Origin of the sequence: Labilibaculum sp. K2S (assembly GCF_030372765.1) — a bacterium.
Lineage (GTDB): Bacteria > Bacteroidota > Bacteroidia > Bacteroidales > Marinifilaceae > Labilibaculum.
The window spans coordinates 247,332-268,988 of the sequence record NZ_JAUCMW010000001.1 but is presented as its reverse complement, the minus strand read 5'-3'; the positions used below and the strand labels follow the sequence as shown (position 1 = coordinate 268,988).

The window sequence follows — 21,657 nt, the reverse complement described above, 5'->3', positions numbered from 1 at the left end:
TATTCTACTTTAAATCAGGCATTTGATCTCGTGTAATCACATAAGTATTGCTAAAAGCATTCGTCCACCATGCAGCATTGGCATGTTCATGATCGGTACCCGAAAAATCTGATTCATTTGTATCATTTGTTCTTTCATAATCGTACCAAGGCATAAAATACGACCATTTAGCTCCGGCATTCCATTGTTCAGAAACATTGGCCGTGTTGCCGCACTCACTAAGAGTGATCATTTTAGTAGGATAGGTTTGCTGAATGGTATTGAATTCATCAGCAATAGAAGTCGCTTCGGCATTATTATAAATGTCTCTTCCCACGATATCCACGTAGTTGTCACCAGGATAAAAAGCATTGTCTTTTGTTTGTGTAGTCCACACCCATATCAAATTATTTAGTCCTTGAGCTTTAAAATAATCAAACATAAAAACCCAAAGTTCTTTGTAGGTATCTGCACCGTCAGTACCCCACCAAAACCAAGCTTCACCATTCGTATATTCATATGTATTACCTGCAGCTTCGTGCAATGGCCGCCAAATAACAGGGATATTTTTAGCCTGAAGTAATTTCAAATAACCAGCTATCTCTTCTAAATCAGCTTTAGCTATTGTATTTTCCCAGGTGCCATCTATTGCAACATTTGAAGCCTTAAAAGTTGTTTCTTCCGGTTTATAAGTATAATCTGCAGAACCTTCGTAGGTAGGAACAATCCAGTGCCATCCAGCACTTACGATTCCATTGTTGTTCCACCAATCCTCAACCACAGAAATGTCAGAATAATCAATCCAATTGGAAGGAGAATATGGCAAATGAACGTAATCAAAAGTTGCAATTGCAGGATATTTCCCTGTAATCTGTTTCACCCATTCGGCCTCGTTGATGTTCCAATTCACATTGGCCATTGCAGAGGAAATTATTTTTTCCCCATAGTTCTCCTTAAAAAAGGAATACAGATTTGTGGCTTCCGGGGAAGGATTATCAACTGCAAGGTCATTTGTAATATCTACAGCCTGACTTGCTGCAGTTGTAAAACTTATTGAAATTTGGGCAGAATTTACGGCTCCGTTTACTACTTTTAAAGCCAAGGCATCAATGAGCAGGGTATATTCTGTTTCAGGTTGAAGAGTTGAAAAAGTTACCGTTAAAACATTTTCTTCAGCTGTTACAGTGCTTACAACATTATTATTTAAATAAAATTTGGATTCTGAAACAACAATTAGGTTGCTTTCAAACACCAATTGCATAGCGGTTGTTTTTGTATCTACCTCTGTTGCCCCATCTTCAGGATTTGAACTTACCAAATGTGGAGGTTCAAGCACGAGTGGTTCATCCGGGGCACTTTCAGAACCGCACGAAAAAACAAAAAGTACAGATAAAGCAAGCAACATACTTCTCACTACTTGATTATATAGGAATCTTTTTTGCAGCATTATTGGTTATTTTAACCTTATTGCCAATCTTCTCTTTCGAGAAAAAGGCAATAAGGTTTATTGAACAAATAAATTCAAAATTGTGTTAAAATTTAATTATGAGCCGATAGAAACTTCTGTCGCAGTATAATCATGGCCACTAATTATCAATCCTCCCGATTGCAATGCAGTTAAAATATCAGCGGTAATGGTCAATTCAAAATCTCCGGTTATGTCGAAGTAATCCGTTCCGGCAGCTATTTCTGTCCATGAGCCATTTTTAAACGAACCTTGTGCCCCAGTCTGAACATCTACAGTTTTTACGTGAATTACATCACCAACATTTGCAGAAGCAAAGAGATCTGCGGACAATTGGATATTTCCAGACCAATCACCCGGCATAACTTGTGAGCCTGTCCAAATTGTTTCAGAAGCTGAAGCCTCGAAAGTAATAACAGACACCTTAGAAATAACCAAATTTTGCCCTTGTATTACTGCAGCGGTTTCAGACCATCCATCACTTGTATTTAATATCTGATCCAGAAATCCTTGTGTCAACTCCATCTCGTAAGATGTCTGTGCTTCATCAGTAAACTCAAGCATAGCCTGTTGTCCCCAGTTCGCATCATTTATCTGCATTTGTCCGGGAGTGCCTGAAACTGTAAAATAAAATTTCAATATCGAACCGGCTTTCACTCCATTAAAAGAAGGTTTGTAAAGACGAAATGCTCCACCAGCATCTTCCTTTGCCCATGATCCTAAATCATGAGTCTTATTCATAATCACAGTTTCGATACTGCTTACGCCAATTACTGAAATTGTATATGAAATACTTCCTGTTGCAGAAATCAAAGTTAACTCGGTTTTACCACTAGCCTTACTTGGAATAAACACATACATATTGGTTCCTTCAACAAAAGAACTAGTTGTATTGCCATCTACTTTTACTTCTGTTAATGCACTACCATTTACTACATCAATCGAGAATACTTTACCCGAATTAATCTCCGCTTCGGAATCAGGTAGTACCGGAATGTAGCAATAATCAGGACTATTTATAGTAACAGAAGAAGTGTTCACGACAGCTCCATTGATCATTGTCAGGATCAGCTCACCCGTTGTGGCCTCCATAGGAACAGTAACAGTGATACTTGTGCTGGATTCGGGAGTTACATCAACCGTTAAATCATTCGCGAAAGTAACAGATTTTACCAAATCTAAATCAGTACCAGTAATCGTGATGTCGTTATTTGCATCAACCGGGTTTGGAGTCACATCTGCTACGACTGGCTTTACCAACACAATTGCATCAGTTGAAGCACTTTTACCTGAAGCGGTATTAAGAACAACAACTCCGTCCATTGCATCATTCGGTATAACAACAGTAATACCGGTTCCATCATAGGTGAAATCTGTAATTGCAGTTCCTCCTGTAAACTGTACCGAAGTTGTTAAATCAAGATCTGCCCCCGAAATAAGTACTTCAAGTTCTGCTCTGTAACGACTTGCAGCAACAATAGTAAGTGCTGATGGAACAACCGTTGTTATGGATTCAGAACTGATTACTTCCACGCCGGAATATGCCTTCAATGTAATAGGGCCATCCTGAATATAAGCAGAGCTTACAATCTCTATTGAGGTTGAGGTAACGGATACAAAATCTTTAGCCACAACAGAAGAATCTCCGGAAAAAATTATTTCTGATACCAAATCAAGATTTGCTCCACTAATCACTACGTTTTCACCAGCCTTAACAAGCGTTGGTGAGAAACTCGTTAGAGTTGGTTGCAAAATGCTTAGTTCCAAATCTGAATAAAGTTGATTCTCATGAACATCTTCTACTATGATTTTACCGGAAACAGCCTCTTTTGGGATTTTTACAACAATTTCTTTACGAGACTGTGACACAAAATTAGCTGAATCAACACTTGCATTTCCCTGAAAAACGACCTTTACAATATTATTAAGGTAATCACCACTAATTGTAACCTCTTCTCCTTCCCGAACAGCTGTTTCTACCGGCGAAATTGATGTGATCGAATAAGGTTCTGTATAACCAATTCTTGATTTTGTGGTAATGGTTCCTCCTTTATATTTTAAAGTTACCAGACCTGGTTCAGCCTCTTGTGGCACTGTAATCGTTATTTCAGAACTACTAACTACAGTGATATTGGTTACCTCGATATTATCCGGTAAAACGACAGAGGTAATTAAGTCCAGATCCTGTCCGATAAAATGAATATCACTGCCACGTAAAACCGGGCTTGGACCAAACGAATACAGCTCAACACTTCCCCCATTATCATCGTCTTTGTCGCAAGAAACAACAAAGATGCCAGCCAATAGTGTAAAGCATATTAATGCTATACGTAATCGATTATATATATTATTTTTCATAACTAAAATTCGTTTTTGTTCGATTTTTACTCTTTACTATTAACAAGGCGAACATTATCAATCCACATTTTCAACCCGAATTCGGTAGTTGACTCATTAACAGATCCAAACCACATTATATTTAGATTCTGAAGTTCATCCAGACTTGTTATAGCACGATCTGTTTCTGATTCATCTTTGCTATATATAAAATCGGAAATTGGCATAGTTACAGTAATCCAACCATCGGTAACATAGTTCTCAGAAACGCCGTTATTGTTATAAGCTTTCCAGTGATATTGAGCATTGGCACCATCTACATTATGGCTTCCGTCATTGTCAAACCAAATTAACATTGGAGTATCATGCCATTCATGACAATAACATTCAAATTTCAATACATAATCACTAGCATCTCCCTCTGAAACAAGAGGCTGTGCATTAGGATTAATGTAGAATAGTTGAATTGCATTTGCCGGCCATGCCCAAGAACCAGTTGTTCCTTCAAAATTCACATATGATCCATCTATTCCTTCAGCGGAAGCGAAATCAGATAATCCCCAATTATTCCATGCTGTTGGATTTTCTCCATCAATAAAAATATCCGCGTCATCTCTAAAAATAAAAGATGTGCGCCCCATTCCATAATCATTTGTTACAGTAATATAACCTTTCATCGCACCTTTTGGCACAACAGCGGTAATATATTCATCGGTAAACTCAACCACCTCAGCCTGTAAGTTACCTGGAAATAAAACTTCAATATCACCTTCTTCTGTTGGGAAAAAGTAAGAACCATAAAGTGTTATTTCGGAATTATCTTTAGCCCACTCACAGCTTACTGATTTTATTTTAGGAGGAGTAATTTTAGTTGTAAAATCATAAACCAGACTTTTTCCGGAAGAAGTGGATAAAGTTATGGTATTTGTGATTTCATCAGGAATAGATCCAGGAACTGTAACTACAATAGAATGTGATGTTACATAGGTTGGATTCAATTTAGCCTGCTGATCATTAAAATAAATTGATACAACATCCTGAAGTCCTTCTCCTATTATTGCAATGGTTTGCCCCATTGAAGCACTTACGAGTAAAGAGTCCGAAGCCGCAGCTTCGGTAGGACGTATGTATTGAATGGAAGGTGTACCTCCATCATTATCATCATCATTACAGGCGGTAAAACCCAGTATTACTACAAATAGTAATGATAATATTTTTAGTATGTTTTTCATATGCTTATTTCTTTTATCATCCTTGTTTATAAGGAACTTGCCATTATTATACAATACTTTATTCAACATAATAATTGACTGCTTCGTCAAGTAGTATAGGAGCTTTTGTAGTAACCTCAGCAGGTAAACTAATGTACATTGATGAACCATTGAAAACGATATTATTAACACGTTCTCCATCCCATTCTCCATTGGCCGTAGTTTCCCATCCTATTATATAAGAATCCCGATCGTTCTCAAGAACATATTTGTCAGCAGTGGATAATCCTTCCTGATCAATACTGTTATAATCAAACACATATAACTGGTCTCTTTTCATGCTATTTAAATATTCTATAGTTGCAGTGTTATCTCTATAGTAGTAACGTTTTATATCGTACCACGAATTAGCCTCAAAAGCAAATTCCCTACGGCGCTCTTTAATTAAATCAATGTAAGTTAAAGGAGCTGAAACATTGTACCCGGCACTATGAGTATCCAATACCTTATTGATATATCCAATAGCTGCAGCATCTGATGTTGTTTCGCTTAAACCCATTGTTGCTTCGGCATAAAGAAAGTAAACATCAGAAAGTCGTTGAACGTAAATATTATTCCCTGCATCCTGATTTGTTCCAACTTGTCCTTCTGTGTCAGCAGATTTTCCAATAACATATTTTTTAATGTGAGCTAACATCCCATTCGTTGATTCTACCTGAGTATCTAAATCTTCAGGATCGCGGTAAGAGAATTGGTATGTGTATCCACCATTGGCCTTGTCCAGATTTTCATAGTAATCTCCATGGGTCATATAAGTCCATTTACGGCGGGCATCATTAGGGTGTTCTGCAAAAAGTTCCTGAAGAGAAATGGTTGGTCCCTTACCTGCTCCCCATGTTTGGTCGGCAATACGAGATCCCCGGCTCCAATTTACATTGCGTGAATTTCCATCGCCATAACTTCCTACCATGCATTGAATAGAGAAAAGAGATTCAGAACAGTTATTCGCTTCTACATCAAACATCGTAGAAAAATTATCATACAAAGCAAGGTTCGAATCTTCAATTACCTGACGGGCACATTCCTTGGCTAAGGTAAAGTATTCACTATTCCCCTCATAAGCTCCTCTTGTTACATAAACTTTTGCCAACATTCCTAAAGCTGACCATTTTGTTACGCGACCTGCTTCATCTGTTTTTGGAAGAATACCTGCAGCAAACTCAAGATCTTCACACATGAATCTGTACATACTCGATTGTGTATGTTTATTAACGTAAATATCAGCAACGTTTCCTGAAGTAATTAACTCTGTAGCATTCTCAATAATTGGCGCTTCCCCCCAGTTTTCAGCTATAAAATAATAAGCAACGGCTCTCATATAACGGGCTTCGCCAAGCGCTTTCTGTATTACATCTTCTGAAACACCGTTTTCTCGTGCAGAAGATGGCATATCATTTATAATCGAGTTGGAAAAAGATACTACCCGATACAACCCTTCCCAGCCCGTATTATTAAATTTATTACCAGCACCGACCTTATTATAATAAAACTGACCTTCAGCATCATAGGTATAATACAAATCACCTGCTAATTCGTCTCCGGCCAACCACATAAATTGGGAATGAAAATCCCACCAAACACTGCCATAAAGCGATGCGGTATTCGCCCTAACATTGGCCTCAGAAGTATAATAATTTTCTGCAACAAGTGAATCCTGTGGCACCACAGTCAGAAAATCGTCACAACCACTCATTGTCATTACAACAATCAAAAAATATATGATTTTAAATAAATTCTTCATTTTCTTCATTTTTTAGTTTAAAATCCAACATTAATACCAAAAGTATAAGTACGAGGAGTTGGATAACGTCCCATATCAATATTTTGATACAGTGCAGATTGGTTGTAAGCTCCAACTTCGGGGTCGTAACCAGAATAATTTGTCCAGGTAAAGACATTTTGTACAGTCCCATAAATTTTAGCATTATTCAGTCCTACTAACTTAAGAGCCGATTTTGGAAGGCTGTATCCAAGTGTAATATTGGATATCCTTAAATAACTGCCATCTTCAATCCAACGATTACTCATTCTGGTATTTCTGTTAAAATCGTTGGTTGACGGACGAGGAATATTTGCTTCCGGATTTAAAAGATATGCATTACCAGAACCATCGGAACCAACCTGAGCGCGATTAACAACAGCCTTTGACTGATTGTCCCAAATTGAAGTCATTCCCTCCGTTCTTACACGGGAAAAATTTAGAACATCGCCACCATAAACACCATTTATCCCAACAGATAATTCAAAGTTTTTGTAGCTGAATGTATTAGTAAATCCGAATGTAAATTCAGGATTAGGATCTCCTATTACAGTTTGGTCATTATCATCAATAACTCCATCAGAATTTAAATCCTGGAATTTAATATCTCCAACATAAACACCTGTTTTCTGATTGTATAAATTCAGATCAGAATTTCCCGGATCTTCAACCTGAACAGGAGAATTTAAGATATCTTCTTCATTGGTAAATAAACGATCGGTTTTGTATCCATAATACACTCCCATCGGTTGACCAACCATAATCGCTGTTGCTGTTTGAAATTCACTCCACCAATCCAAATTTCCATAAAGAACCTGAGAATCATCATTTAAGGCAATTACTTTATTTCTATTTACAGAGAAAACAACATCAGAAGACCATTTAAAATTATCATTCGATAAGTTTACAGTATTTAAAGAGATCTCAACTCCCTGATTTTGAGTTTCTCCTATATTAACATAAGGAGCAGCAATTCCTGAAGATTCATCTTTATCCCCCAGATAGGAAGGGATAGAAACCTGCATCAATAGATCTTTAGTTGATTTTCTGTACATATCAACCGTTAGAGAAATTCTGTTTTGAATAATTCCCATATCAATACCAGCATTGTATTGTTGTGAAGCTTCCCATTTTAATTTTGGATTGGATACATTGGCTAATCGGTAAGCTGTTCCTAAAGGAGTAGTCATGGTGTGCATCGCAGAACCATATTTATAAGTACCAATATTGCTGTTACCTACCATACCATAACCCAATCTTAACTTCAAGTTGCTAACCAATTCAGAACTTTTAAGAAATGATTCCTGCGAAACTCTCCACGCAACAGCGGCCGAAGGGAAATACCCCCATTTGTTATCTCCTCCAAACTTAGAAGATCCATCCGCACGCATGGTTGCAGTTATTAAATATCTATCATCATAATTGTAATTAAGCCGACCAAATACAGAAGAACTGGTTGCTTCATCTTTCCATCCATCATTAGATACAAAATCGCCATCTTCTGTCATTACAAAAATATCATCAGTTGTAAATCCTTGTTTAATAAACTGAGTACCTTCCCATGCATTTTTGGACATCTCAACACCTGCCATGACACTAAAACCATGTTTTTCCAGATTGAAATTGTAAGTGGCATAATTTTTCCATAACCAGTAAACAGAGTTGTCTTCGCGCTGCATCATCTTATTAAGGTTGGATTCAATTAAACCGAAATCGTAGCGTGGAATAAAACTTTTATTTTTACTACTCGATATATCATAACCAAACTCACTTCGAATATTTAGATTTTTCACTGGATCAATTGACAAATACACATTCCCCATAACACGATTTCGAGCCAATGTATTGTTTTGCATTTTGGCCAACCAAACCGGGTTATATTGAGAGGCTCCGTTAATATCACTTGGTCCGGCCCATGTGCCGTCAAAGTTATATACAGGTACCGAAGGCTGCATGGTTAAAGCCTGCATAATCACACCATCTGTACCATCCTGACGCGTTATTGTTTCATCGGTATGTGTAACAGCAAGAGACGCGCCCATTTTAAGCCATTTACGAACCTCTCCATCAACATTAAGACGTGAATTATATCGTTCAAAACCAGAACCGAATATGATACCATCCTGATTCATATAACCAACACTGGCTGCAAGTTTAAATTTTTCTGATCCAGCGGTCAATGATAGTTGATGTGATTGTAATGGTGCAGTTCTGAAAATTGCATCCTGCCAATCTGTACCTTCTCCCAAAATTGAAGGATCCTTATATGCCTCATCAACTTCATCTTGTGTAAATTCCCCAAGTTCAACCTGATATTGAGCATACTCTCTCAGGTTCATCATATCGATCTTTTTGGCAACTTTTTGAAATGCCATGTAACCTTCATAGCTAATCTTTGCCTCACCGGATTGCCCCCTTCGGGTTTGAATAATTACGACACCATTAGCCCCTGCAGCGCCATATATTGCTGTAGCTGATGCATCTTTTAATACATCCATAGAAACAATATCCGATGGCGAAATAGTAGATAAAGGATTTACCTTTGTTTGCCCACCAGTTCCACCTGCCCAAGCAAAACCACCAATTTCTGATCCTTCACCGCTAAATGGAATCCCATCAATAACATAAAGCGGTTCGTTGGAATTGTTGATTGATGAAGCCCCACGTATACGAATAGATGCTGCTCCACCTGGAGCTCCCGAGTTTTGAGTAACCTGAACTCCAGCCAGTCTACCTTTAAGCATTTGGTCGGCATTCGAAATAGTCATTCCCTTAAGCTCTTCCGTTTTAACAGAACTAACAGCTCCTGTCAAATCGCTTTTTTTCATCTTACCGTATCCTACTACCACAACTTCATCCAAGCCTTCTGTTTCAACTTCCATTTTCACATTCAACGAAGTAAGTTTAGATGCATCGATAATTTTGTCTTTAAAACCAATAAAGGAAAATACAAGAACAGTTTTCCCCTCTGGAATAGAGAAACTATAGTTTCCGTCAACATCGCTGATTGTACCTTGCGTGGTACCTTTAATTACGATGGAAACTCCCGGTAATGGGAGCATTTGATCATCTGTTATTGTCCCGGTTATTGTTTTATTTTGTCCGTAAGCCAATTGCTGTGAACAAAACAAGAAAACAATAACCAAGATTTGTAGACTCTTGTTCATAAAATATAGATTTAAATTTAAAAGGTTAAATTCATTTACACATTACACTCCGTAATTGTATTTTACTCATCATTATTTAACAGTTACAAAAACAATATAAGTGATGATACAGCGCATTATCTTGTCTTTAAACATTAGTAGGCCGGCATGGAATATAGCCTTTGGGCAGATTACCTTATCATTTTAACATATTTGTGAATCTTAGGTTCTTATCAATCAATTCGTTAATTGTATTTACAGATTGATGTGAGTGAAATTTATCTTGCGGTGAATTAATGCAATAGTCAACTAATTGATCAATAGTTGAGGTTGCCGCATGCATCCGTGTATCCGAAGAAGCATAATAGATTTTCACGCTGCCATCTTCATCAGCAATCCACCCATTCGAAAACACTACATTTGAAACATCACCTACACGCTCAGATTGCAATGGAGCAATAAAATGACCATGTGGCTTGTAAGTAATTACCCATGGCTTTTCCAGATCTGTCATAAACATGTATAAGGTATATCTTAATCCTGCCGCTGTATTCCGAACTCCGTGTGCCAGATGTAACCATCCTTTACCGGTACGGATTGGTGCCGGGCCTAATCCGTTTTTCACCTCGTAAATGGTGTGATAGGTTTTGGCATCTACAATGATTTCATTTTTCACTTCTGCATCTTCAATTGTTTCTGACAAACCAAAACCAATTCCTCCACCTTTTCCTGTATCTATAAATCCATCTTGAGGGCGGGTAAAAAATGCATACTTTCCCTCTATTAAGTGAGGAAACAACACAACGTTACGTTGTTGTCCTGAAGTCGATTTTAAATCAGCCAAACGTTCCCAAATCACTAAGTCTTTGGTTCTGGCAATACCAGCCGAAGCTACTGCACTTGAAGTATCACCATCTGGTGCGTTTGTGTCTTTACGTTCAGTACAAAACACGCCATAAATCCAACCATCATCATGTTGAGTCAAACGCATATCGTAGACATTAGTATCCTCATCTTCAGTTTGAGGCATGCTTATTGGCCGATCCCAAAATCTAAAATTATCCACCCCATTTGAACTTTCAGCAATTGCAAAAAACGATTTTCTATCGTTTCCTTCAACACGAACCACAAGAAGGTATTTATCATCTATTTTCACAGCACCCGCATTAAATGCTGCATTAAATCCGACACGCTCCATAAAAAACGGATTGGTATCTGGATTAAAATCAAACCGCCATTGCAATGGCAAATGATCTCTTGTTACAATCGGGTTTGCATACCGATTGTATATTCCATTGGTACTAAACAGCTTTTCATTCCTTCTTCCCAACAAATCTTCATGTTTTTCACGAATCAATTTTATTCGTTCTGCAAACAACTCTTTATTCATACCAAAAGTTTAATTATTTATTTTTTTCAGTTTATTAAAATCGTTCAGTAAAAGCATTTCAGGTTGATCTAAAAAATTCTTGGCATCAGTGGCTGCCGAATGATTTTCGTATGGAAAAAAGAAGTGAACCTTTGGGTCATTCCTCCAAACCATTACATAACTTAATTCTTTGCTGATTAATGAATCACCAAGAACTTTGCCTAGCTTTTTAGTAAACCACAAGGAATCATCAACATTCTCCAAACCTGTTTCTGTTAGTGCTGCCAACTTGTGCTTCTCTTTTACATAACCAATTAGTATGTGCAATTTTTTAATAGCTTCCTTTTCGCCATCCTGTATTTTTAAGTCGTAATAATTGTCCATTCCTATTACATCAACAATGTCATCACCAGGATACCATGTAAGATATTCGTCAATTGTTGTGAAATTTCGATCGGGAGAGTAAGCAACCAACATTTGAGTCAATTCTTTTTTGTTTTTTAAATAGTTTATGGTGAATCGAAACAACTCCTTAACTTCTTCTGCAGTGCAGTTTTTTGTTCCCCACCAAAACCATGTGCCATCCATTTCGTGCCACGGACGAAAAATAAAAGGCATTGCGATTCCATCATCTGTTTTCAAGGACTTGAAGAAATCAGCAACTCTATCCAATTGAATCAAAAACTCCTTGTGATGTGATCCATTGGGTAGAATATGCTTCACGACATCGTTTTCGGTATTCCATGAACTCTCTCCATTAACTACCGAAAAAGGATGCCAGCTAAACGTATTGATTCCACCCATCAAATACCCTTTTATTGCCAATCGCTTCATGTCCGAAAAAGGAACACGATCCAAATTGTGCATGTGTTGAAGTTCTATACCGCCTAATTCCCATCCGAACATAGCTGGATAATCTCCGGCAACCCGTTTCACATCCGATTCTCCATCCACATAACTCCAATTCTTTCCATAAGCCAAATCGTCCTGATGTCCAAAAAGAATTCCTTTTCCCTTCACAAATTCCAATTGTTCTGCAATTGAATTGGTGCTTTTCTCAACTGGTTTTTGGGAGCAAGCCATCAACATAGACAGACCTAAAACAGCTGTTATCTTCGGTATTATCATTGCATTATTATTTTTACATACTCTTTTTAATGGCAATTTTCTCATCTGTGCAAAATCCTCTAAATGATTACATTTCAAAATTATATCGTTTGCATACTTCAGCCAAGTATTTTTCAATCGTAAGATGATACTTTATTATCATTTCTGATAAAATTGATATACAACACCCAAAAACGAACAAAAACACCTCTTGTTCAACAGAATAACAATGCAACCAAATGACACAAAACCCGAAAACACAGCTAAAACACACAATATATTTACCAAAACTTAACTATACAATCCAAATATTCATCTTAAATAGTACAATTCCATCACTATTTATTGTACTATCACATCATTTTAAGTAGTTTTGCAAAAAATAATAAGCTATGAAAGACCATATTCACAGAGAAATAACACCTTTACAAGAGAACGATTGTTTCCTAATATTTGATAGAGAAAGAAATGCTTTTAACTTTCCAATTCACTTCCATCCTGAATTCGAAATTAACTACATACATAAAGCAAAAGGAGGAAAAAGAATCATTGGAGATCACATTGGAGAAATCCAAAACAAAGAATTAGTTATGGTTGGTCCTAATCTTTATCATGGATGGGAAAATTACAAAAACGATAATAAAGAACTCCTGCATGAAATCACAATACAATTCCCCAGAGAATTATTTGATGATAACACCCTGAATAGAAACATGCTTAAACCCATACGGGAATTGCTCAACAATGCCAACAGAGGTATTTTATTTTCAGAGGATACAACAAGAATGGTGGAACCAAAACTGATTGCTCTTAGCCAAAAAAGAGGTTTTGATAGTTATTTGGCTTTTCAATCACTATTATATGATCTGGCCATTTCCAGAGAACAACAATTGCTTACAAATATGTCATTCCACCGCCAGAGTGATTTTCATAATAGTGAAAGAATTGAACGAATCTACAAGTACATACAAGACAATTTTCAGCAAAAAATTAAACTTGAAGATGCGGCTGCTCTTGTAAACATGTCGGTAATATCATTTAGTCGTTTGATTAAGCAACGAACAGGGAAATCCTTTGTTGAATTTGTTATTGAAATTCGTTTGGGAATAGCTACCCGACTATTAATTGAAACCAGCAAGAGTATCGCGGAAATTTGTTTCGATTGTGGCTTCAACAACATTTCCAACTTCAATAGAATCTTTAAGAAAAAACAAGACTGTACTCCGTCTGAATTTAGAATGAACTTTAACGGGACTAAAAATGTGTATTAACTTAGCAGTAGTTAAGGTTTACTACAATCTTATGACTGTAAATTAATCTTACAAAAAAAGAGATCCTGCAAGCAAGATCTCTTCGATATATTATTCATGAACAAGGTTATACTCAAGCAAAATATTTATTTTCTCGGTCTGATTTGATTGAAAGCAATGTTTAACGTTTTTTGGAAATAACGAAGATTTTTAAGCTCCTTGTTATTTACCAACGACAGAGAAACACCTTCTTTACCTGCACGGGCAGTTCGACCGCTTCGGTGAGTGTAATACTCCTCTTTATCAGGCAATTCGTAATGTACCACAAAAGAAAGATCGACAATATCGATTCCCCGGGCAGCAATATCTGTTGCCACCAAAATTCGAAGGCTTTCGTTTTTAAAAGCACGCATTACCTTATCCCGTTCAATCTGCTTTAAATCGCCGTGAATGGCATCAGTTGGAATATTTTTTGCAATTAACTGCTTGGCCAAAACCTGTGCCGAAGCCTTGGTTTTACAAAACACCACTCCCCTGTTTTTTTGCTCCGATTTTAAAAACTGAATCAAGATGTTCAATTTTTCATTGTCCTCGCAGATCAGGAACTGATGCTGAATATTTTTGTTCACCACATTTCGTCCGCTCACCTCAATTTTGTGTGCGCTTGGAGAAAAATGTCTTTTAACTATCTGCATAATTTCCTGAGGCATAGTAGCCGAAAACAACCATCGGTTTTCTACACGCGAAAGGTGAGTCAAAATCTCATCCAACTGGGTTTTAAAGCCCATGCTCATCATTTCATCTGCCTCATCCAAAATTACAGTTTTTACATGGCTCAAATCAACCGCTTTCCTCTTCACCAAGTCAATTAACCGACCTGGAGTCGCAACAATAATATGAGTTGGACGACGCAAAGCACTAATTTGTCTGTCAATTTGTTCCCCGCCATAAACCGATTCAGTAAAAATCTTATCAGAGTACTTGGTAAACTTGAACAATTGCTTGGCAATTTGCTGTCCCAACTCGCGTGTCGGACAAAGAATCAAACCTTGAACCTTGTCTGATTTGGTATTGATTCTGTGCAGCAAAGGGATTCCAAAGGCTGCTGTTTTGCCAGTACCTGTTTGAGCCTGTCCAATTAAATCGGTGTTAGCTTGAAGAAGTACCGATATCACTTCTGCTTGTATTTGAGTAGGCTTAATAATATTAAGATCGTTTAATCCCTTAATAATATCTTTATTTACACCTAATTCCTTAAAGTTTTCCACAACAAATAATTTAAATAGTCCGCAAAGATAGCTTAATCAATTCAGAATTAAGAATGATGACTAAAAATACCGGGACATAAAGAATACGAAGAGTGGCATTAAGGTCGCAAAATTATTTTTGAGTTTAATTACTAGTAAAAAACGCCTCATTCCCTGCACTCATCACAGAATACAAGATTGATTCATCTTAGAATAATTCCCTGTCTTCTTCATTTTCTATTTGCATGGCATGTACCAATGTCCACTTAAACGGAAAGGACTTACTCAGGGTGTACAATACCATGATCCATGGTAAAAACCAAATCAAATTTTCAGTTAGCGAATAGGCCAGCATAGCTACAATTCCTGTTAAAGCTCCAAATAGCATTTTAAAAGAAAATGCTTTTCTAAAATATTTTAGTTTTTCTTCCAAAGTCTCAAATAAGCCAACATATTCCAATTTCTTTTTATACATCATCTCCGAAATAATAATCTCCACAATAATCAAAGCAATTCCCAATATGTTCTTCCATATCGATATATTCAAACTTTTATGAATACTTAAAATTGAATATTCACCACTAATAGCCAGAACTCCCAAAGCAAGTTCAACAATAAGAACAATAAAAAATGCTGAAACCAATCCAAATCTTGTCCACTGAACCAGTTGTTGTAAATTCTTCATAATAATAAATTGAGCAATTAATAATAGATTTAATCTTTAGTAGGAGGATAGCAATCTTAATGAATAATCGTTTCACTTAGAGCCATACTCATTAAGAAAAAATGTTTTTTTAAACTTTTTTAACACACAAACGATTACAATTCATTGATAAGAATCAACAGAGGAATTCAAATTACCCCGAAGCAAATGGATTAAAAAAATATCCAGATTGTAAAAGATGCTTCTGTTTCTGAAAAAGCAAAAGCCGTGATGCAGTTTACAATGAACTTAATCCCCATTTTAAATACAGAAAATAACAAAATGGGATGTTTCCTTTTGAATTGGACATACACATAAAATCAAATGATTTTAGGAAGCTCTCCTACCTATTCCTATTAACTGAGGAATTGAGTAATATGTGTAGAATAATTCCACGTAATTTTCAACATTCAAAATATCATATCTATTTTAGTTTTCATCATCTCACTGATAACTTACCCCTTACTGTATTAAGGCTATATCTGGCATACTTATTGGCTTTCATAAAATATTCAAATAAAACAAAATCTATTTTCACCGTTTTATCCGAACACTTTTATTTAATTAAAATTAAACACACAATGAGATTTTTAAAACCATTCAGTACAATTTCACTTGTTGCGCTTGCATTTGTTTTCATTCAATGCTCCAACGATAATGTAAAACTAACGACTCCTGTTAAAATTCGATTAACAGATTCTCCCGCACAATACGATAAGGTTAATATTGATATTCAGGCTATTCAATTTCATTCATCAAACAATGAAAATACAGAAGATGGATGGCAGGAAATGAAGTTGCTAAATGCAGGTGTATATGATCTTTTACAATTCAATAATGGCTTGGACACGCTTTTGGTTGATCAGGAAATGCCAAGTGGCACTGTTTCGCAAATGCGTTTGATTCTTGGCGCAAATAACTCAGTAGTTATTGATGGTGTTTCTTATGATTTGGATACTCCATCAGCTCAGACTTCCGGTTTGAAATTTCAGATTCACGATGATTTCTTAGCTGGAATTGAGTACAAATTGTGGATAGATTTTGATGCTGCCCGTTCTATTGTTGCAACTGGAAATGGCAAATACAAATTAAAGCCTGTAATCAGAACTTTTAACGAAGCAACAAGCGGTGCCATCTCTGGAACTATATCACCAGCTGAAGCACTTCCAACTATTCATGCAATAATCGGTTTGGATACCATCTCGACCATTGCTGAAGGAAACGGCGATTTCTTGATTAAAGGATTACAAGCAGGCACATACAAGCTTGATTTAATGCCTGTTGATGGATATACTGAAAAAGAAATTGAAGATATTGAGGTAAGCAATGATGCTGTTACAGATGCTGGAACAATAGAAATTTCAGCTAATTAAAATAAACACTACTGCTACAATTTAAAGTTGCTCTTTGATAAGGGCAACTTTTTTTATTTTTGTTTAACTAAATTGATCTTCCTATATTTAATTGAAAAGTAATAGGAATGAAATTCAAATACAAAATATCTCCAAACTTAAAACTGATTAATGAATACTATTACGGTTATTTCAAATGGGATGATTTAATACGTCACACACTAAGTACTCGTGAAGATTCTTTATTTGATGAAACCTATCATGTAATTGCCAATTTCACGCAAGCAAAAGTTATACTGAATATCAAAGATTTAGATGACTATATTGAGGAATACCAAAAGTACAGTCCAATAGCAAATAAATGTGCCATTATTGTAAGCGAATCCTATGACACCTCAATGGCTATGCTATTCGAAATCCAAGTTCGAATTCAAAATGCTAAAGTTTTTCATTCCCTTAAAGAGGCATTCGAATGGCTTGAAATAGATCCTGTTCTAATCGTGAAAGAATAAATTCCGAGTCTAAATTTATTAAAACTGATTTAAAATTACCTCTCCATCAGTCATTTAACTTGACATCCGCAATTCAATGAGTTAACTTTAACTTTACACCTGAGAATGAATTAAAATTTGTTCTAAACCACTAAGATTCCCTCCTAAGGAATTGACAATATTGGGTTATCTCCCACACCTAATTGAGTTCGTTAATTGATAAGACAATTTTTTCCCTTAAAACAAGTCTGTTTAGAAGGAAAAAATCCTGAGCTTGTGATGCAAGCCACAGCTCTTCCAATTTCAATGCAATATCAAAAAAACAGTCACCCTTTAAATCTTGAATCATGGAAGAAAAGAATGAGAGAAACGTAATTACAATGCCACGTATCGGTGATAAAGCTCCCGAGTTTAGAGCTGTTAGTACTCAGGGGAATATCCATTTCCCGAATGACTATAGTGGCTCATGGGTCATACTGTTTAGCCATCCTGCCGACTTCACTCCTGTATGTACTTCAGAATTCATGACTTTTGCAAGTATGGAAAGCCAATTTCAAGAAGCAAATTGTGAGTTAGTTGGCTTATCAATCGATGGTTTATACAGCCATATTGCATGGTTACGAACAATTAAAGAGAAAATTGAATATAAAGGGATGAAAAATATAGAAGTCAAGTTCCCTTTAATTGAAGATATTACTATGGAAGTGGCAAATAAGTACGGCATGATTCAACCTGGTGAAGACAGTACAAAAGCTGTTCGTGCTGTGTTTTTCATTGACCCTCATGGAATCATCCGTGCAATTATTTACTATCCTTTAAGCTTAGGACGAAATTTCGATGAAATCTATCGTGTAGTTATTGCACTGCAAACTGCCGACAAATTTTCGGTTGCAACCCCGGCAGATTGGCGCCCTGGCGATGAAGTAATTGTTCCTCCTGCCGGATCTTGCGGTATTGCAAAAGACCGGATGGAAAACACAGATGAAAATGTTCACTGCTATGATTGGTTCTTCTGCACAAAAAGAATTGAAAAAGAAGAAATTCTGAATGCTATTCTAAAAAAAGAAGAGCATATTCATTAAATAAAAGCAATGGTTGCACAAGTTTTTTTTCTGCAGCCATTATTCTTATTAGCTCATCAGGATATCCGCATTTGTTAATCCTAATTAACAGGCATTCTTTCATGACAAAAACCACTATATAATATTTATTTTAAAATATCTTAAGATTAAGATATATTTAGAGAAGTTAAGATGAAGAATGATTTACACCACGAAATAATTAAGTCATTACCCTACCCATATTATGTTATTGAAGTGGGCACATACAAAGTCGTAGACTCAAATGATCCGAATTTTATTGTCAATCAAGATTGTTGCGATCTTATTCTCTCCAATGCAAAGAATTACACCAAAAAAGACCATTGTAAATGTTCTGTGAATATGGTTTTGAAGGAAAAAAAAACAATAAAAACCAAACTCAAGAATATAAATATTAAAGGGGAACTCAAAAATATTTGGGTTCATGCAAGTCCAATATTCAATTCTAACCAAGAAATCACTCATGTGATTGAATATTTTATTGATATTACCGAACAAGAAATTTTACACGATGAAGTTGAGGCCAAAACACATGATCTTGAGGCCATCACTGATCTTTCAAGGCTTAACTCGGAATTAAGCGAGACAACGAACAAATACAAAGCCTTATTTGAAAACTCCCCGGAGTCTCTTTGGGAGGAGGATTTCACAGTTTTAATGCTAACCATTGAGGATCTTAAGTCTAAAGGAGTAACTGATTTCAGAAGTTATTTTGATGAGCATCCGGAATTATTAATTGAATTATCTCAGCAGGTAATTATTGTTGATGTTAACCAAGCTACCGTGAATTTATACAAAGCTAAATCAAAAGAAGATCTAATAGGAAATTTAGCAAAAACATTTATGCCAGAATCACTTTCCGTTTTTAAAGAGGAATTATTGGCTATTATCAATGGTGAAAACTCATTTAAAAAAGAGGCGAAAGTAATAACACTTGAAGGAGAAGTTGTTGATGCAATCATCAAGCTTTTCTACACCAAACATAATGATAAATTTATTGCCTATGTTTCAACAACGGATATAACAGCCCGTAAGGAATCTGAAACTGCCCTTCAAAAAAGTCAAAATATTTTCGAACTTGTAATGGATAATATTGATGCATTAGTTTACGTCTCTGATATTGAGACATACGAAATACTTTTCATGAACAAGAGAATGAAAGATAAGTTTGGTGATAATATTGGCGCGAAATGCTTTTCGACTATGCAAGCTGGTGAAACAGAACCATGCAGTTTTTGCACAAATCATTTAATTATAAATGATGGCAAACCATCCGAAATTTACAACTGGGAATTTAAAAACCCCCTTACCAATAGGTGGTACTACATTTCTGATTTAGCAATAGAGTGGATTGATGGACGAATAGTTCGCTTTGAAATTGCTACTGATATTACCAGTCTTAAAGAATCGGATATTGAGTTAAAACAAAAAAATGATGAATTCTTAAGATTAAACGCTGAACTTGAGAGAACAAATAAAGAATATGAGTTGCTGAATCTAGAATATAAAACTATTAATTCTGAGATTCTTAAAACCAATACAGAGCTTAAAAAAGCGAAAGAAAAAGCCATAGAGAGTGATCATCTAAAGTCAGCTTTTTTAGCAAATATGAGTCATGAAATACGAACTCCAATGAATACAATTATTGGTTTCTCGGATTTATTAGGTCAACCAAATCTTACTCTTGAGAGAAGACATAAATTTTTAAAATTAGTTCAGTCGAGCAGTGAACACTTACTTCGAATTATTGATGATATAATTGATGTTTCAAAACTTGAATCGAACCAACTAAAAGTGAATACGAAATCGTGTCTTTTGAACGAATTGCTTTATGAAATTAAGGAGTCTCAAAGCATGATTAAGATCGTGAAAAACAAAAATGATATTACGCTTCAATTAAACATCCCCCAAAACACTGAAAATCTAAATATAACCTGTGATCCTACCAGATTCAGACAAATTGTTTACAATCTGGTTTCCAATGCTTTTAAATACACAGAAAAAGGCTTTGTGGAAATTGGTTATTCTATATCGCATGTTGATTCGATGGTTCATTTATATGTGAAGGATACGGGTTTCGGTATTCAAGCAGAAATGTTTCAGCTGATTTTTGAGCGATTCAGACAAATTGAGAATCAACATTTACAAGAAGGAACAGGTATTGGGCTTAGTATTGTAAAAGGTTTAGTACATCTTTTAGGAGGAAAAATCTGGATTGAATCGAAGGTTAACGAAGGCAGTACATTTCATTTTACAATACCAATATCCGAACAAAGCAAACCTGTCATCGAAAAAAATGAGACTCCTCAAATCGCAAATAGTCTAAACCTTTCAGAATGTCTTGTTTATGTTGCTGAAGATGATATTTCATCTTTTCTTTTGCTTGAAGAGTTGCTGCAGACCACAGAGGTTAAATTAAAACATGCTGTGAATGGTGAAGAATTAATAAATCTTATTAATTCACACACACCCGATTTGATACTTCTTGATATTAATATGCCGGTAATAAATGGTTTTGAGGCAATGAACAAAATCAGAAAAACTCATCCATCCATTCCCGTTATTGCCCAAACAGCGTATGCTATGGTTGAAGAAAGAGAAAAATGTATTGCTGCCGGTTGTACTGATTATATTTCCAAACCAATTAACTCAAGTCTGCTATTGGAAAAAATAAGAAAATATCTGACCTTCCAAAATAATCCCCAATAGTATTATTTCATTCAAAAAAACATGCAAATTGTAATTATATAGATCAATATTTGTGCTGATCCATATTCAATAACATTTCCCGGCAATTCTTGCAAAGCTAATTTTATATGATTATAATTCTAAGTTTTTGCCATATGGAACTTACCATGAACCAATAATCATCCCCTGTGTATAGAAAGCTTTATACATGGTCGTTTCATCTGTTTATATTTTTTATTTTATGCTCAGATGGAACTCCCAAATTACACTCATTCTTCTGTGTGTAACACTTTTTACATGGTCGTTTCATATGATTATAATTTTAAACTTTTGCCATATGGAACTTACCATGCTGAAATAATCATCCCTCTGTGTGTCACAATTGCCTTTCAT

At 35.8% G+C, this 21,657-nt stretch carries 14 protein-coding genes; 5 read left to right on the top strand and 9 right to left on the bottom strand.

Features of this window, described 5'->3' with window-relative positions:
* Positions 1-4 precede the first annotated feature (4 nt).
* The 7 genes from QUH73_RS01085 to QUH73_RS01055 form a co-directional block, all read right to left on the bottom strand.
* On the bottom strand, positions 5-1,426 hold the full coding sequence (locus QUH73_RS01085; RefSeq protein WP_289528608.1) for a glycosyl hydrolase: 1,422 nt from the start codon (positions 1,424-1,426) through the stop codon (positions 5-7).
* A 96-nt stretch (positions 1,427-1,522) separates the two neighbouring features.
* On the bottom strand, positions 1,523-3,802 hold the full coding sequence (locus QUH73_RS01080; RefSeq protein ID WP_289528607.1) for an IPT/TIG domain-containing protein: 2,280 nt from the start codon (positions 3,800-3,802) through the stop codon (positions 1,523-1,525).
* 26 nt (positions 3,803-3,828) lie between these two features.
* Positions 3,829-5,013: a glycan-binding surface protein gene (locus QUH73_RS01075; RefSeq protein ID WP_289528606.1), complete on the bottom strand. Its 1,185-nt coding sequence runs from the start codon at positions 5,011-5,013 to the stop codon at positions 3,829-3,831.
* Positions 5,014-5,071: 58 nt separating this feature from the next.
* Positions 5,072-6,793 (bottom strand): RagB/SusD family nutrient uptake outer membrane protein, encoded by a 1,722-nt coding sequence (locus QUH73_RS01070; protein ID WP_289528605.1) that lies wholly within the window; start codon positions 6,791-6,793, stop codon positions 5,072-5,074.
* Positions 6,794-6,810: 17 nt separating this feature from the next.
* Positions 6,811-9,978, bottom strand: a complete 3,168-nt coding sequence (locus QUH73_RS01065; RefSeq protein WP_289528604.1) for a SusC/RagA family TonB-linked outer membrane protein — start codon at positions 9,976-9,978, stop codon at positions 6,811-6,813.
* 178 nt (positions 9,979-10,156) lie between these two features.
* Entirely contained in the window at positions 10,157-11,347 is a 1,191-nt protein-coding gene (locus QUH73_RS01060; RefSeq protein WP_289528603.1) for a glycoside hydrolase family 130 protein, read from the bottom strand.
* A 9-nt stretch (positions 11,348-11,356) separates the two neighbouring features.
* Positions 11,357-12,454, bottom strand: coding sequence for a glycoside hydrolase family 26 protein (locus QUH73_RS01055; RefSeq protein ID WP_289528602.1), 1,098 nt, complete (start codon positions 12,452-12,454; stop codon positions 11,357-11,359).
* 371 nt (positions 12,455-12,825) lie between these two features.
* Between QUH73_RS01055 and QUH73_RS01050 the strand changes: the two genes are divergently transcribed.
* Positions 12,826-13,704: a helix-turn-helix domain-containing protein gene (locus QUH73_RS01050; RefSeq protein ID WP_289528601.1), complete on the top strand. Its 879-nt coding sequence runs from the start codon at positions 12,826-12,828 to the stop codon at positions 13,702-13,704.
* Between the two features lie 125 nt (positions 13,705-13,829).
* On the opposite strand, the gene QUH73_RS01045 is transcribed toward QUH73_RS01050, so the two are convergent.
* A complete protein-coding gene (locus tag QUH73_RS01045; RefSeq protein WP_289528599.1) occupies positions 13,830-14,951 on the bottom strand; it encodes a DEAD/DEAH box helicase in 1,122 nt (373 codons plus the stop codon).
* A gap of 187 nt (positions 14,952-15,138) precedes the next feature.
* Positions 15,139-15,615 (bottom strand): hypothetical protein, encoded by a 477-nt coding sequence (locus tag QUH73_RS01040; RefSeq protein WP_289528597.1) that lies wholly within the window; start codon positions 15,613-15,615, stop codon positions 15,139-15,141.
* 599 nt (positions 15,616-16,214) lie between these two features.
* Here QUH73_RS01040 and QUH73_RS01035 point away from each other — a divergent pair.
* From QUH73_RS01035 to QUH73_RS01020, 4 genes are all read left to right on the top strand, one after another.
* On the top strand, positions 16,215-17,006 hold the full coding sequence (locus QUH73_RS01035; RefSeq protein ID WP_289528595.1) for a DUF4382 domain-containing protein: 792 nt from the start codon (positions 16,215-16,217) through the stop codon (positions 17,004-17,006).
* Between the two features lie 107 nt (positions 17,007-17,113).
* Positions 17,114-17,497 carry a hypothetical protein gene (locus tag QUH73_RS01030; protein WP_289528594.1) on the top strand — a complete coding sequence of 128 codons (384 nt, stop codon included), beginning with the start codon at positions 17,114-17,116 and terminating at the stop codon, positions 17,495-17,497.
* A gap of 326 nt (positions 17,498-17,823) precedes the next feature.
* Positions 17,824-18,558: a peroxiredoxin gene (locus QUH73_RS01025; protein ID WP_289528593.1), complete on the top strand. Its 735-nt coding sequence runs from the start codon at positions 17,824-17,826 to the stop codon at positions 18,556-18,558.
* A 171-nt stretch (positions 18,559-18,729) separates the two neighbouring features.
* Positions 18,730-21,285, top strand: coding sequence for a hybrid sensor histidine kinase/response regulator (locus QUH73_RS01020; protein WP_289528592.1), 2,556 nt, complete (start codon positions 18,730-18,732; stop codon positions 21,283-21,285).
* Positions 21,286-21,657 lie beyond the last annotated feature (372 nt).